This window comes from Streptomyces sp. MJM8645, assembly GCF_001625365.1.
In the GTDB taxonomy this organism is placed as follows: Bacteria; Actinomycetota; Actinomycetes; order Streptomycetales; family Streptomycetaceae; genus Kitasatospora.
This window is the reverse complement of record NZ_LJJF01000001.1, coordinates 3,201,015-3,215,802: the sequence shown is the minus strand read 5'-3', so window position 1 is coordinate 3,215,802 and position 14,788 is coordinate 3,201,015. Positions and strand designations below refer to the sequence as shown.

The following is a 14,788-nucleotide window of genomic DNA, read 5'->3' as shown; positions in this document are numbered from 1 at the left end:
GTACAACGCTTGCCGGTCCAAACCTGAATCCGTGTGAGAAGCCTGTGCGGGATCGGATAGCGTCGGCCTGGTACGCGAACGAGTCCTGGGGAGTTCTCGATGCGGGGTTTTCGTCCGGTCCGCCGATTGCGGCGGCTCCGGGTGGTCCGACTGAAGCAGTTCGGACGGCGGGTCGGCACGGCCGGTGCGCTGGGGGCGGCCGGGGTGCTGCTCTCGGGCGGTGCGGTGGCGCACGCGGACGCGGTGGCCGAGCCGGATCCGGGGGGTTCCCCGGAGCCCGCGGCGGCGCAGTTCGGGCCGCTGCTCGGTGACTCGATGGGTACGGACGCAGGGCTGCTGGCGGTTGGCGGCGGCCTGGTGGTCGCGGCCGGCGGCGCCGCGCTGTGGCTGAAGCGCCGGCGCGCGGGCGAGCCGGGCGAGTAGGCCGTGTCCGGGACCTAGCCGTCCGCGCGGTGACACGACACCGGGCCGGTGCCCAAGGGCGCCGGCCCTTTCGCGTGCCCCGGGTCCTTCCGGTACGGGACGGGGCCGCCGCCCACCCCGGAGGGCGGACGGCGGCCCCGTCCCGTACGCGCGGTGGCGTCAGCCGGTGTTGCGCAGGCCGGCGGCGATGCCGTTGACGGTCAGCAGCAGCGCGCGGGCCCGCAGCGGGTCCTCGTGGCGACCGGTGGCGACCTCCTCGCGCTGGCGGCGCAGCAGCGCGACCTGGAGGTAGGAGATCGGGTCGAGGTAGGCGTCGCGGACGGTGAAGGTCTGCTTGAGCACCGGGTTGTGCTCCAGCAGCGCGCCCTCGCCGGTGAGTCGGAGTACCTCGCGCAGGGTGAGGTCGTGCTCGGCGACGATCTGGTCGAAGACGTGGTGCAGTTCGGCGGGCACCAGCTGCTCGACGTAGTGGCGGGCGATCCGCAGGTCGGTCTTGGCCAGCGTCATGGCGACGTTGGACAGGAAGTTGCGGAAGAAGTGCCACTGGCCGTGCATCTCGTCGAGCACGCCGCCGAGGCCGGCCGCGCGGGCGGCGGCGAGGCCGGAGCCGACGCCGTACCAGCCGGGGACGATCTGGCGGGACTGGGTCCAGCCGAAGACCCACGGGATGGCCCGCAGGCCGTCGAGGCCGGCGCCGGAGTCGGGGCGGCGGGACGGGCGGGAGCCGAGGTGCAGCGAGGCGAGCTGGTCGACCGGGGTGGCGGCGAAGAAGTACTTCGGCAGGTCGTCCTGCTCGACCAGGGCGCGGTAGGCGGTGTGGGCGGCCGCGGAGACCTGGTCCATCGCGGCGTCCCAGCGGGCCAGTTCCTCGGGGGCCTGGCGCGGGGCGGTGTGCAGCGCGGAGGCGGAGAGGGTGGCGGAGATGGTCAGTTCCAGGTTCTCCCGGGCGAGGGAGGGGAGCAGGTACTTGTCGGAGATGACCTCGCCCTGCTCGGTGACCTTGATCTCGCCCTCCAGGGTGCCCCAGGGCTGGGCCAGGATGGCCTCGTGGGAGGGGCCGCCGCCGCGGCCGACGGTGCCGCCGCGGCCGTGGAACAGGCGCAGCCGGATGCCGTAGCGGTGGGCGACGTCGCGCAGCCGGCGCTGGGCGCGGTGGATCTCCCACTGGGAGGTGGTGATGCCGCCGAACTTGGAGGAGTCGGAGTAGCCGAGCATGACCTCCTGGACGTCGCCGCGCAGCGAGACGAGCAGCCGGTAGGAGGGGTCGGACAGCATCTCGTCGAGGATGAGGTCGGCCTTCTGGAGTTCCTCGGTGGTCTCCAGCAGCGGCACGATGCCGATCTTGGCGATGCCGCCGTGCAGGTCGATCAGGCCGGCCTCGCGGGCCAGGACGGTGGCGGCGAAGACGTCGTCGGCGCCCTGGCACATGGAGATGATGTAGCTCTCGACGATCTCGTCGCCGAAGCGCTCGAAGCCCTCGCGGATGGTGTTGAAGACGCCGAGGGTCTTGGTGCCGGCGGCGTCCAGCGGGGCCGGGGTGGGGGCGAGCGGGCGGCGCGAGCGGAGCTCCTTGGCGAGCAGCTTCTGCCGGTACTCGCGGGGCATGTCGGCGTAGCGCCAGGCCTCCTCGCCGAGGCGGTCGAAGAGCTGGCCGAGGGCGTGGTGGTGGGCCTCGGCGTGCTCGCGGACGTCCATGGTGGCGAGCTGGAGGCCGAAGGCCTCGATGGTGCGGATGGCGCGGGCGAGGCGGCCGTCGGCGATCAGCTCGCCGCGGTGGGCGCGCAGGGAGTCCTGGATGAGCCGCAGGTCGGTGATCAGCTCGCGGGTGCCGAGGTAGTCGCGGCCCTCGACGTGCGGGGTGCCCTGGGCGAGCCGCTCGCGGGTGTTCTCCAGCTTGAGCCGGACGCAGGTGGCCTTGAGGCGGTAGGGCTCCTCGGCGTTCATCCGCTTGTAGCGGGGGCTGAGCTCGGGGAGCTGGTGCAGGTCGGTGTTGAGCGAGGCGAGCAGTTCGACCGAGGCGCCGGCCAGCCGCTCGGAGGTGGAGAGGGTGCTGCGCAGGTCGTCGACGGCGGCCAGGGCGTCCTTGATGCCGTACTCGTGCTGGAGGTTGAGGACGTCCCAGGTGACCTGCGGGGTCACGTTGGGGTTGCCGTCGCGGTCGCCGCCGATCCAGGTGCCGAAGGTGAGCGGGCGGACGCCGTCGGGCAGGGTCAGGCCGACCCGGCCGAGCTCCTCGTGCAGTTCCTCCAGGACCTGGGGGACGGCGTCGCGGTAGAGCTCGTCCAGGTAGTAGACGGCGTTGCGGGCCTCGTCGGTGGGCTCGGGGCGGGCGATGCGCAGCTCGTCGGTCTGCCAGAGCAGGTCGATGACCTCGGCGAGGCGGCGGTCGGCCTGGCGGCGGGCGCTGCTGGTGCGGGCCGGGTCGGCCTGGGAGAGGCCGGCGGCGATCTCCTCGCGGTGGATGCGGTCGAGGAGTTCGCCGATGCGGCGCAGCTTGTTGAGGACGCTGCGGCGGGCGGCCTCGGTGGGGTGGGCGGTGAAGACCGGGCGGACCGCGAGGTGGGCCAGCGTGTTTTCGAGGTGCTTGGGGTCGGCCTCGGCGAGCTGGTCGGCGGTCTGGGCGAGCAGCGAGCCCTCCCGGGCGCGGCGGGTGGCGAACTCGCGGCCGCGGTGCACCTGTTCGGTGACGTTGGCGAGGTGGAAGTAGGTGGAGAAGGCCCGGACCAGCTTGGCGGCGGTGTCCAGGTCGATGTCGGAGAGGAGTTCGGCGGTGGCCTCGCCGTCGGTGCGGCTGAGCAGGCGGACCTGTTCGACCAGGCCCAGCAGCTGGGGGCCTTCCTGTCGGACGAGCGTCTCGCCGAGCAGGTCGCCGAGGCGGCGGATGTCCGCCCGCAGGGCCGCGTTGTCGGCAACTGGGCCGGTGGCGTGGACAGTGGGGCTGTCCGCCGGGGTGGGGACCGGAGCGGTCACGGCTGGCTCCCTGTGGTGGTGGGGTTCGGCAACGGCTCATCGTCACAGGTCCGCCCGCGTGTGGCGGGTGTGACGCGTGCGGACCGCGCTGTCCGACGCGACCAGCATAGGTGTCGGGGCGGTCGCTGTCCGCGAGGTGGCCGGATGGCGGACAGTGACGCCGCAGGCCGCATGTGGTCTGGACCACTTGAGGGTCCGGCGAGGTGTCGGGGGCAATCCCGGTGGGGAGGGGAGGGGGTTGCCGCTTAGGGTGTCAACCATGAGCAAGTCGCCTGGGGAGCGCGCGCCGGTCCGGCCGTTCTGGTGGTGGGAGCGGCCGCGCAGCGCCTTCCTGGACATCGGGCTGGCGGTGCTCGCCGCGCTGGAGTGCGCGCTCAGCACGATCGCCTTCCTCTCCGGCCGGGTGCACCTGGACGCCGCCGGGATGGCCGGCATCTCGCTGCTCGGCGTGGTGGCGGGCGGTTCGCTGGTGCTGCGCCGCCGCTGGCCGGCCGTACCGGTGCTGGTGACCCTGGTGGCGATGCCGGGGATGCTCGGCGTCCTGCTGCTGGTGGTGTCGCTGTACACGCTGGCGGCGACCTGGGAGTGGCCCACCCGGCGCTGGCGGGTGGTGGCGCTGTCCGCACTGGCCTTCGCCGAGACCGTCGCCGTGATGATGGTGTCGATGCTGACGCCCGGCGACACGGCGGTGGAGCAGCCGCCGCTCTGGGGCCAGGTGCTGATCGCGGTGCTGGTCTCCGTCGGCCTGACCGTCCCGCCGGTGGTCACCGGACTGTACGTGGGCGCGCGGCGGCGGCTGATCGACTCGCTCAAGGACCGCGCGCACGGCCTGGAGACCGAACTGGACCTGCTGGCCGAGCAGGCCCAGGAGCGCGCCCGCCGGGCCCGGCTGGAGGAGCGCACCCGGATCGCCCGGGAGATGCACGACGTGGTGGCGCACCGGGTGTCCCTGATGGTGGTGCACGCCGGGGCGCTGGAGCGGATCGTCGCCAAGGACCCGGAGAAGGCCGCGCAGAGCGCCAAGCTGATGGGCGAGGTCGGACGGCAGGCGCTGAACGAGCTGCGGGAGATCCTCGGCGTGCTGCGGATGGACGACGAGCGCCAGCCGGAGCCCGACTCGCTGGCCGGGCTGCCCCGGCTGGTCGACCAGTCCCGGGCGGCCGGCATGGCGGTGACGCTGACCGTCAGCGGCAGCCGGCAGGAGTTCACCGGCGAGGCCGAGCAGACCGCCTACCGGGTCGTCCAGGAGGGCCTGACCAATGCGCACAAGCACGCGGGCGGCGCACAGGTGTCCGTCCTGCTCGCGTACGCGCCCAACGGGGTGCGGGTGAGCGTGGTGAACGCCTGCCCGGGCGGCGGCGGGGGCGCGGCGAAGCTGCCCAGCGGTGGCAACGGGCTGGTCGGGATGCGGGAGCGGGTGATCGCGCTGGGCGGCACCTTCTCCTCCGGGCCGGAGGCGGACGGCGGGTTCCGGGTCGAGGCGGTGCTGCCGTCCCGGCTGGCGGTCCGGGCCGAACGGCTGCGGTGACGCGCCGCCAGGCCCGGCCGGTCAGGCCCTGTCCGGCCGAGCGCGTGTCGGCCGCCTGACCCAGGGCCCGCCGGACCGCCGTCAGGAACCGTCGGCGGTGCGCAGCCGCTCCGGGGCGGTGCCCAGGATCAGGGTGGTGACGGCCTGGTCGATGCCGTGCCCGAGGAACCACTCGCCGGTGTGGTCCAGGCTGTAGACCCGGCCCTCCTCGTCGACGGCCAGCAGCGCCTGCCCGTACGCCTCCTCGCCGAGCGGGGCGAGCTGGCTGCCCAGGGCGCGGCCGAGGTCGAGCAGGGTGCGCGGCTGGTGCAGCCCGCACAGCGGGTCGATCAGGAACGGGGTGCGGGCCAGCTGGCGGCCCGGGCCGGCCAGGTCGAAGGCGAGGCCGCCGAACTCGGCCCAGGCCTCCACCGCCGCCGGGAACACCGCGTGCCGCAGACCGGACGGCCCGCCGTACCCGACCAGGGCGTCGGCCCACTCCTCGGCCTGCCGTATCTGCCAGCGGCCGGGGTGCCAGCCGGCCGCCTTGAGCTCGGCGGCGACGTCGGCGGGGAAGCGCGGGCGGGCCCGCCCGGCGGGGGCGGCGGACAGGGTGGCCGGCGGTGGCGGGGGCGGGCTGGGCGGGTTCAGGGCGGACTCCAGGGCTCGGGGACAGGGGGCGTACGAGGGCGCGGTCAGGGCGCGGGCGGCCCGACGGCGACGCTCTGCACGGTGAAGTGCTCCAGCATCGGCGCGCAGGAACGGCACGGCGGGGCGTGGGTGCCGTGCGCCGGGTCGCCCTCCTCCCGGATGCGAACGGTCGTCATCCGGGAGCCCTTGAGCGCCTTGCGGGCCTCGTGCAGGGTCATCGGCTTGCGGGCGGCGCGCTTGGAGCGCCGGCCGTCGACCGCGACCAGGTGCTGGGAGAGCAGGACGGCCTCCGGGCAGCGGCCGGTGAACCGCTCGCGCGCCTCGACGGGCAGCGTGTCCAGGAACTCGCCGACCAGCGGGTGCAGGACCGGCCGTCGGGCGTCCTTGTCCCCGGCCAGGGTGTGCACCTCGCCGCCCTTGAGTGACAGCGCGGCGGCGACGGCGGGCAGCAGGCTGTCGCGGTGGTGGCGCAGCACGGGCGGGCCCGCGGGCTCACCGGTGGTCATGCGTCGTCCTCCTCCTCTGTTCCCGCTGACGGAAGGACCGGTGGGACGGTCCGGGGCAAGCCTGTCAAACGACACCGACATCCGCACAACCGGGGTGCGGGGGCGGACGAACGACCGTGCGGGACCGGCCGGGCCGTCACCCGATCCTCGCCGGACCGGGGCCGGATCCGCACACCGTCGTCACGACTTGTCCGCTGATTTCCCGAAACCACCTCCGGGCCGGGGGCACGGCCGGTACCGTTCCGGCAGCGAGGCCGAAGGGGATCCGGCCGACCGCCCGCGGACGCGCGGACGGGGCCGGACCCGGTGCCCGCGCCGGACGTTGGGGCCGTCGGGGTGGGCCCGAGCCCGCCCCGGCGGCGGAGCGAAGGGGCTCGTGGATGACGTCGGAGCAGCCCGGTCGGAACGGGCCGCGGCAGCGGTCGGGGGCCTGGGACGCGCAGGCCGCCAACCAGGCGCCCGGTGGGCACGTGCCCACGCCGGGCGAACCGCCCCGGCCGGCACCGGAACGCCCGGTGGGCCTCGCGGTGGTCGGGGCCGGCTACTGGGGCCCGAAGCTGGTCCGCAACGCGCAGGACACCCCGGCGCTGCGGCTGCACTGGCTGTGCGACCTGGACGAGGCCAAGGCCCGTGCCGTGCTGGGGGAGTACAGCACCGTCCGGGCGACCGGCTCCTACCGGCGGGTGCTCGACGACGAGCGGGTCGGGGCGGTCGCGGTGGCCACGCCCGCGGCCGCGCACTACCGGCTGGTGCGGGCCGCGCTGGAGGCCGGCAAGCACGTGCTGGTGGAGAAGCCGATCACCACCTCGGCCGCCGAGGCCGCCGAACTGGTCGACCTGGCCGAGCGCAGCGGGCTGGTGCTGATGTGCGACCACACCTTCTGCTACACCCCGGTGGTGCGCCGGATCCGCGAGCTGGTGCACGGCGGCGAGATCGGCGACATCCAGTTCTTCGACTCGGTGCGGATCAACCTCGGCCTGGTGCAGCCCGACGTGGACGTGCTGTGGGACCTCGCCCCGCACGACCTGTCGATCCTCGACTTCGTGCTGCCGCCCGGCGTCGAACCGGTCGGGGTGTCCGCCCAGGGCGCCGACCCGATCGGCGCCGGCCGGGCCTGCGTGGCGTACCTGACGGTCCGGCTGAGCAACGGCGCGCTGGCCCACTGCCACGTCAACTGGCTCTCCCCGACGAAGGTCCGCACCACGCTGATCGGCGGCTCCCGGCGCACCCTGGTCTGGGACGACCTCAACCCGCAGGCCCGGCTGGCCGTGCACGACCGCGGCGTCGACCTCACCCCGCCCGACCAGCTGACCGACGCGATCCGGCACCGGGCGCTGATCTCCTACCGGGTCGGCGAGATGGTCGCGCCCGCACTGGTCGAGCAGGAGGCGCTGCGCAACGTGATGGCCGAGTTCGCCGCCGCGATCACCGAGCGCCGGGCCCCGCTCACCGACGGCCGGGCCGGGGTGCGGGTGCTCCAGCTGCTGGAGGCGGCCTCGCTCAGCCTCGAACTCGGCGGTGCCACCGTCCCGGTGGGGTCCGGGGACCGGGCGGGCGCCCGGTGAGCGCCGGCATCCCGCCGGTCGGCCCGATCCCGCCGGCCGACTCGATCCCGTTGGTCGACCTGGCGGCCGCGCACGCCGAGGTCGCGGCCGAGGTCCGGGCCGGCTTCGACCGGGTGCTCGCCTCCGGCGGCTACGTCAAGGGCCCCGAAGTGGACGGCTTCGAGCGGGAGTACGCCGACTTCACCGGCGCCCGGCACTGCGTGGGCGCCGGCAACGGCACCGACGCCCTCGAACTCGCCCTGCGTGCCCTCGACCTGCCGCCCGGCGGCGGGGTCGTGCTGCCCGCCAACACCTTCGTCGCCACCGCCGAGGCCGTGCAGCGGGCCGGGCTGCGCCCGGTGCTGGTCGACGCCGACCCGGCGCACCTGCTGATCGACCCCGAGCGGGCCGCCGAGGCGCTGCCCGGCGCGGTCGCACTGCTGCCCGTCCACTTGAACGGCCAGCTCGCCCCGATGGGGCCGCTGCTGGAACTGGCCGACGGACGGCCGGTGGTGGAGGACGCGGCGCAGTCCCAGGGCGCCCGGCAGCACGGGCGCGCCGGCTACGGGCGGATCGCGGCCACCAGCTTCTACCCGGGCAAGAACCTCGGGGGCTACGGCGACGCCGGGGCGGTGCTCACCGACGACGACGAACTCGCCGCCGCCGTCCGGCTGATCGGCGACCACGGCGCGCGCGAGAAGTACCGGCACGAGCGGTTCGGCTTCAACTCCCGGATGGACGCGCTGCAGGCCGTCGTGCTGCGGGCCAAGCTGCGCCGGCTGCCCGCCTGGAACGCCGCCCGCCGGGCCGCCGCCGCCCGCTACGACGCCCTGCTCGGCGGTCTCGACGGCCTGACCCTGCCGCGCACCGCGCCCGGCAACGAGCACGTCTGGCACCTGTACGCGGTGCGGATCGGCTCCGGCCGGGACCGCGACGGCGTCCTCGCCGCGCTGCGCGCCGCCGGGATCGGCACCGGGGTGCACTACCCCGTCCCGGTCCACCTCCAGCCCGCGTTCCGTCACCTCGGCCACCGCGCGGGGGCGTTCCCGGTCGCCGAACGGGCCGCCCGCGAACTGCTCAGCCTGCCGCTGCACCCGCACCTCACCGAGGCGCAGCAGGCCAGGGTCGCCGGGGTGCTGGCCGGGGCGCTCGGGCAGCGGCCCTGACGGTTCCCCTTCTTCTCCCGGGCGGGGGCCCGGGCCCGGAGACGACCCCCTACGCTGGTGTCCAGCAAGCGCTTCGAGAATTTGCAGCAGCCAGTGGGGGCTCCCAGATGACGACAGGTCGGCCCGGCGTCGCCGCCGCACCGAACGCGGCGTACGCAGGTCAGGTGGTGCAGTTCCCGGACCCGGTCCGCGCGGAGCGACACCCCGCCGGGGTCCGGGTGGACGAGTACGGCTACCCGGACTTCGGCTCGTACGCCGCCGCCGCGGCCGAGGTCGCCGACCCGCCGGACGGCTTCGGCGTGGACGAGCTGCGGTTGACCGACTACGTGTCGGCCAACGCCGCGCTGTTCACCCAGGGCCACCCGCTCTGGGCCGACCTGGACACCGCCGTCGCCACCCCGCCCGGCTGGACCTGGCACCACGCGGTCGGCCGGGCCGCCCCCGGCTGGCGGCGGATGGAGCTCGTCCCGGTGGAGGTCAAGGCGCTGCTGCGGCACCACGCCGGCCTGGCCACCTCCGCCGCCGACCACACCCGCCGCGGCACCCGCCCGTTGCAGGAGCGCCGGCCCGTGCACTTCTCGCTGGCCAAGGACGGCGGCGACCCGATCGGCGTCCCCGAGGACCTGGTGCAGCGCGCCGAGGAGCGCCTCGGCTACCGGCTGCCCGGCGCCTACCGCACCTTCCTCAAGCTGGGCGGCGGCCGCGCCCCGGTCGGGGTGGCGCTGGACACCGAGCTCGGCATGCTGCTCGACCAGCCCTTCCTCACCCTCAGCGAGGAGTACGGCACCCAGGACGTCGTGTACGCCAACAAGTGCCTGCGCGACCACCTCACCAAGGACTACCTGGGCGTCGCCTACGCGCAGGGCGGCATCGTCGCGCTCAAGGTGCGCGGCGACCGGGCCGGCTCGGTCTGGTTCCACCTGTACGACGACGCCCGCGACACCGGCGCGCCGGAGGCCCCGGAGGACCGCTGCGCCCGGCTGCTGCTGCCCTGCGGCGAGGACTTCGACGCGTTCCTGCTGCGGCTGGCCGGCAGCCCGCCGGAGCTGGAGACGGTCGCGGAGCTGATGGTGGACGGCGGGTTCGCCCGGGCCGTCCCGGTGGACTGACGTGGCCGCGGCGGTGCAACGAGCGGGGACGACGAGGATGGGGACAGGGGTGAACCGGGCGTGGTGACGTACGCGCAGGCGCAGGAGCTCGCCGAGGAGTGGATCAACGGCGGGGTGCCGCAGCCGCAGCAGCGCGAGGTACGGGTCCGGGAGTTCGACCTGGGCTTCGTCTGCTGGGCGGTGGCACCCGGGGACGGGCCGGCGGGGCCGTCGGGTGCGGGGGACGGGTCGGCCGGCGAGGCGCGACTGGTGATCGCCCGGGACTCCGGCGCGACCACGCTCTGGCCCGCGCTGCCCGTCAACGAGGTGGTCCGGCAGTACGAGGAGGCGTACGGGCGGCCGGTCGCGGCCAACCCGGCGGGGGCGGCGAAGCCCGCGCCCGGGCCGGTCGAGGCGACGTCCTTCCTGCTCAGCCCGCCGCAGTGGCTGCAGGAGGCGGGGGCCGCAGCGATCGCGGCGGAGGCGGAGCGGCTGGGCGGCCAGGTGGCTCCGGCTCCGGCTGCTCCGGTGGCTCCGGCTGTTCCGGTGGCCGAGCCGGTCGCTGCGGCGCCCGCCGTGCCGCCCGTGCCCGCCGTGCCGTCCGGTTCTGCCGGTCCTGCTGGTTTCGCCGTCCCGCCGCAGGCCCCGGCCCCCGTGCCGGTGCCGCCGGTCGGGGCCGAGGCGGCCACTGTCCTGATGCCCGAGGGGCTGCGGACCACCGGCTCCGACCTGCCCGACGCGCCCGCGCCGGCCGGGGCCGAGGCCGCGACCATGCTGATGCCGCCGGAGGGCGGCTACGGCATGCCGCCGGTCCCGCCGCCCGCCGCCCAGGCGCCCGTGCCGCCCGCGGCCGTCGAGCCGGCGCCGACGTTGCTCGCGTCGCCGGACGCCGTGCCGGGGCTGATGGGCCTGCCGGGTGCGCCGTCCGGGCCGCCCGGCGGGGTGGAGCAGCCGCCGACCGTCCTGGCCCCGCCCGCCGCCGCCCCGCAGCCGGTCGCGCCCCCCGCCGCGGCCGCGCCGGTGGAGCACGCGCCGACCATGCTCGCCGCGCCCGGCGGCCTGCCCGGCCCGGGCGGTCCGCCCGCTGCTCCGGCGCCGGCCCCGGCGCCGCAGGCCGGGCTCGGCCGCAACCCGGGGTCGGCCCCGCCGCCTCCTCCTCCGGCCGCGCTGCGCGGTGGCGCGTCCGCTCCGGGCGCGCACGGCGTCGCGCTCGGCCGCAACCCGGGCTCCGCCCCGCCGCCGCCCCCGCCCGCGGGGCTGCGGCACACCCCGGGTGCCGGCGCGCCCGCCGCCGGCCCCGGCGGCCGCGCGGCCGGTTCGACCCCGCCGCCTCCGCCTCCGGCGGGCCTGCGCGGGGCCGTCGCCCCGGTGCCCGCCCCGGTTCCGCCGGCCGCGCCCGCCGCCGGCGTGGCGTACGAGGCGACCCAGCTGGCCGGCGCGATCGACCCGGCGCTGCTGGGCGCCGTGCCGGCCGACCCGGGCACCCCGCCGTCCGGCGGCCCCGCCGTCCCGCCGCCGCCCGGTGGTCCGGCGGCCCCCGCCGCGCCCGCGCCCGGGTACGGCTACCCGAACGCGGGCGGCGCGGCCCCGGCCGTCCCGCCGGCGCCGGTGCCCGGCGTGCCGCAGGGCGCTGCCGTCCCGCCGGGGGTGCCGACGGTCGGCCCCGGCTACTTCGCCGCGCTCAGCTACCGGGGCCCGGACGGCTCCGAGCAGAAGCTGCTGCACCGCAGCGAGCCCGGCACCCCGCACCCGGAGTGGAAGATCCTCCAGGACCTGCGGCGGCTGAACGTGCCGCCGGAGCAGGTGCTGGAGCTCTACACCGAGCTGGAGTCGTGCGACCTGCCGGGCGGCTACTGCAACCGCATGATCGCCGCGTCCTGGCCGAACGTCCGGCTCACCCACACCGCCGCCTACGGCCGCGACCACGCGTCCCGGCAGGCCGGCATGGCCGAGCTGCTCGACCACCTGGACGAGCTGCACCAGCTGGCCTCCGGGGCCCAGCGGGTCCGCCCGTCCCGGGTGCCGCTGCCCGCGCCGGGGACGGTCCAGCCGCTGCCGCCGCTCCCGCCGCAGCAGCTCGCCCAGGAGCTCGGGGCGGCCTTCGGTCAGAACGTGTTCCGCTACGAGCAGCGCGCGGTCTCCCGCCAGGGCGTGCCCGAGCCGGTGTCGCAGTCCCTGGTGTGGGCGGGGCTGCCGCGCGACTTCGGCCCGTTCTTCTGGGCGCAGGCGCAGGAGGGCCGGCCGATCCCGACGCTCGCCGAGCTGGCCGCCGAGCGCGGTCTGCCCGCGGCCCCGGACTTCGGCGGCTACCTGGTGCTCGGCAACGACTACGGCCGCCAGCTCTGCGTCCAGTACGGCACCGCGAACGTGGTCGCCGTGGACGTCGACGGAACCGGCCAGCCTCCCCGGTTCGTCAACACGGGTGTACCGGAGTTCGTCCGCGCGATGGCCCTGCTGGGCCGGATGTGGCGGCTGCGGTACGGGCTGACCCCGGACCAGGCCGGTCGCTGGACGACCGACTTCCAGGCGCAGCTCGCCGCGATCGACCCGGCGGCCCTGCAGACCGCGGACACGTGGTGGGCCGTGCTGCTGGAGCAGTTCTGGGACGGCCTGCTGTAGCGGGTTGTCGCGGATCCTCGCAGGTGGGGAGGGGTCGTTCCGGTGTTTGGAACGACCCCTCCGGCATGCCGTCGTGGCTGTGCCTCGTTGGGGTTTCGCCCAGATCTGCGCAAAATAGGTCAAGAGGATGGGTCTATTCGTCCAGTCCTCGACGTATTCCGGTCCGCCAGGCGTCCGATTTCGGCCCCGGCCGCCGAACCGGTTCCGGATCCGTCCGTTCCGTCCGATCATGGGCTCCGCAGCCCGCGACATGAGGGGAAGAGCCCATGAGCGACGCCGTCCCCGAGTACGGCTTCACCTCTGCCCGGCGCGGTTACGCGCCCGAGCAGGTCGACCGAGCCCTCACCGCCCTCACCGCGCAGCGCGACGAGGCGTGGGAGCGGCTGAGCGTCCTCGGCTCCGGGCTCCGGCAGATGGAGGCCCGGCTGGCCGACATCCGCCGGGCCGCCGAGGACGCTCCGGAGCCCGACTACGAGGTGCTCAGCGAGCAGGCCGCCGGATTGGCGGTGATGGCCCAGAACGAGGCGCGCGCCGTCCGGGAGAAGGCCGAGCGCTTCTCCGAGGACCTCCGGGACGAGGTCTACGAGGCCGGCCAGGCCCTCGGCCACGCCGCCAAGGAGTACGCCACCACCACCCGCTCCGAGGCCGACCAGGCCGCCCGGCGCACCGACGAACGCACCCGCGCCGAGGCCGAGGGCATCCGGGCCGAGGCCGACCGGGAGAGCCGCAGCGACCGGGACGCCGCCACCTCCTACGCCGCCAAGGTGCGGGTGGCCGCCGCCGAGGCCGGCGAGCAGGCCGAGGCCACGCTCGCCGAGCTGCGCCGCAAGGCCGACGAGACCTTCGCCCAGGCCCAGACCAAGGCCGACGCCGAGGACGCCCAGGTCTCCGCGACCGCCGAGCGCCGGGTCAAGGAGGCCGAGCAGCACCGGGAGACCGTGCTCGGCCGGATCAAGCAGCTGGAGACCGACGCCCAGGCCAAGGCCGACCAGCTGATCGAGCAGGCCCGCCGGGAGGCCGAGCGGATCAACGCGGCGAGCGAACGCGAGCAGAGCGAGTTCGACGGCCGTCTGGAGACCGTGCAGAAGCACCTGGACCACATCAAGGCCACGCTGGCCTCGCTCACCGGCGCGGCGGTCGGCGCCATCGAGCCGGAGCGGCTGGCGGCGGCGGTCGCCGGGCCGGCGGACGCCCGGCGGGTCGCGGACGCGGTCGCCGACGCGGGGCCGGTGGACGCGGCGCCGGTGGACTCGGAGGCGGACACCGGCGAGATCGAGGTGGCCGACCTGCGGAAGGCCGTCGCGTCGGCCGCGTCGGCCGCGCCGACCGCGCCGGCCGCGCGGGAGAAGCCGGCGGCCGGGCTGCGGATGCCGGTCGTGGGCGGGGCCTCCGTCGCCGGGGCCGCGAGCGGTTCCGGCGCGTCCGGTGCGTCCGGCGCGCCCGCCGGGGCGGTGGCGACCGGTCCGGTCGTGCCGGCCGCGGCGCCGCCGAAGCCGGTCGGACCGCCCCGGTCGGGGGAGGCCGACGGCGACGGCGAAGGCGCCGAGAAGGAGCCGCAGGACGAGACCCGGATCATCCCGAAGATCGTCATCGTGGACGACGGCGCCGGCTACGCCACCCCGAACACGGTGAGCTACCGGCGTCGCTGACCGCCGCGCCGGCGGCTCGCCCGCGATCAGCCGGGTGAGCTTCGCGTCCTGGGCCCTGACCGCTCCCGCTGGGGCGGTCAGGGCCTTCGCGTTGCGGTCGATCGGCCGGCGCCGGTAGCCGGCCGGGGCGGCGAATCGAAGAGGAGCGGTACGGCGTCGACCTGTCGCGCCGGTAGTCGCCGCACGCCTGGTGGCGGCGGCGGGCCGGAACGCGGTCCGGCAGGGCGGCGACCACGAGTGAGGCCGAGACCCGTGGCGCCCTCCAGGAAAGGGCGCCACGGTTCCCGGCGCTTGGGCGGGCGCCCCCACCCAGGGTCGCCCGGCCTCGCACCTCCGACCCCCATCGGGGGTGCGACAGTGCCGCCACAGCCATCCCCCACGGTTGGGTGCGGCGGGCACATTCACCATGGTGCGCGATCTCCATGGACAGGCAGTGACAGGAGTATGTCCAGTTCGTGGCAGATCGCGGAGCCGAATCTGACCAGGGGCCGGACGGTTCGTCCACCGGCCGGTCCGGTGTTCCGTCCAGTGGTTCGTCCGCGGTCCGGTCGCGGTCCGGTCACGGGCTCCGTCCGGGGCCGTTCGTCGCCCCGGACGGTGGTTCGTTCCCGCCCGGCCCCGCCGGGCCGTACGCCGCGTGTGCGTCCGTGCCGCGGCGTAGGCTG

General features: G+C 75.9%; 10 protein-coding genes. 7 read left to right on the top strand and 3 right to left on the bottom strand.

Features of this window, described 5'->3' with window-relative positions; all coding sequences use genetic code 11:
* The first annotated feature begins 99 nt into the window (after positions 1 to 99).
* On the top strand, positions 100 to 423 hold the full coding sequence (locus A6F73_RS13605) for a hypothetical protein (protein WP_159398448.1): 324 nt from the start codon (positions 100 to 102) through the stop codon (positions 421 to 423).
* A gap of 159 nt (positions 424 to 582) precedes the next feature.
* On the opposite strand, the gene ppc is transcribed toward A6F73_RS13605, so the two are convergent.
* Positions 583 to 3,318, bottom strand: coding sequence for a phosphoenolpyruvate carboxylase (gene ppc / locus A6F73_RS13600; RefSeq protein WP_063351180.1), 2,736 nt, complete (start codon positions 3,316 to 3,318; stop codon positions 583 to 585).
* Positions 3,319 to 3,652: 334 nt separating this feature from the next.
* Here ppc and A6F73_RS13595 point away from each other — a divergent pair, with 334 nt between their 5' ends.
* Positions 3,653 to 4,921 carry a histidine kinase gene (locus A6F73_RS13595; protein ID WP_063348044.1) on the top strand — a complete coding sequence of 423 codons (1,269 nt, stop codon included), beginning with the start codon at positions 3,653 to 3,655 and terminating at the stop codon, positions 4,919 to 4,921.
* Positions 4,922 to 5,002: 81 nt separating this feature from the next.
* On the opposite strand, the gene A6F73_RS13590 is transcribed toward A6F73_RS13595, so the two are convergent.
* A complete protein-coding gene (locus tag A6F73_RS13590; protein WP_063351179.1) occupies positions 5,003 to 5,512 on the bottom strand; it encodes an SUKH-3 domain-containing protein in 510 nt (169 codons plus the stop codon).
* Between the two features lie 83 nt (positions 5,513 to 5,595).
* Positions 5,596 to 6,057, bottom strand: coding sequence for a YwqJ-related putative deaminase (locus tag A6F73_RS13585; RefSeq protein WP_063348043.1), 462 nt, complete (start codon positions 6,055 to 6,057; stop codon positions 5,596 to 5,598).
* A gap of 380 nt (positions 6,058 to 6,437) precedes the next feature.
* Between A6F73_RS13585 and A6F73_RS13580 the strand changes: the two genes are divergently transcribed.
* The 5 genes from A6F73_RS13580 (at position 6,438) to A6F73_RS13560 (ending at position 14,123) form a co-directional block, all read left to right on the top strand.
* Entirely contained in the window at positions 6,438 to 7,622 is a 1,185-nt protein-coding gene (locus tag A6F73_RS13580; RefSeq protein WP_079135658.1) for a Gfo/Idh/MocA family oxidoreductase, read from the top strand.
* On the top strand, positions 7,619 to 8,767 hold the full coding sequence (locus tag A6F73_RS13575; RefSeq protein WP_244293382.1) for a DegT/DnrJ/EryC1/StrS family aminotransferase: 1,149 nt from the start codon (positions 7,619 to 7,621) through the stop codon (positions 8,765 to 8,767). Before A6F73_RS13580 ends, A6F73_RS13575 begins: the two co-directional genes overlap by 4 nt.
* A gap of 107 nt (positions 8,768 to 8,874) precedes the next feature.
* Positions 8,875 to 9,876, top strand: coding sequence for an SMI1/KNR4 family protein (locus A6F73_RS13570; protein WP_063348042.1), 1,002 nt, complete (start codon positions 8,875 to 8,877; stop codon positions 9,874 to 9,876).
* Between the two features lie 60 nt (positions 9,877 to 9,936).
* A complete protein-coding gene (locus A6F73_RS13565) occupies positions 9,937 to 12,474 on the top strand; it encodes an SUKH-4 family immunity protein (RefSeq protein WP_063348041.1) in 2,538 nt (845 codons plus the stop codon).
* Positions 12,475 to 12,740: 266 nt separating this feature from the next.
* Positions 12,741 to 14,123 (top strand): hypothetical protein, encoded by a 1,383-nt coding sequence (locus A6F73_RS13560; protein ID WP_063348040.1) that lies wholly within the window; start codon positions 12,741 to 12,743, stop codon positions 14,121 to 14,123.
* Positions 14,124 to 14,788 lie beyond the last annotated feature (665 nt).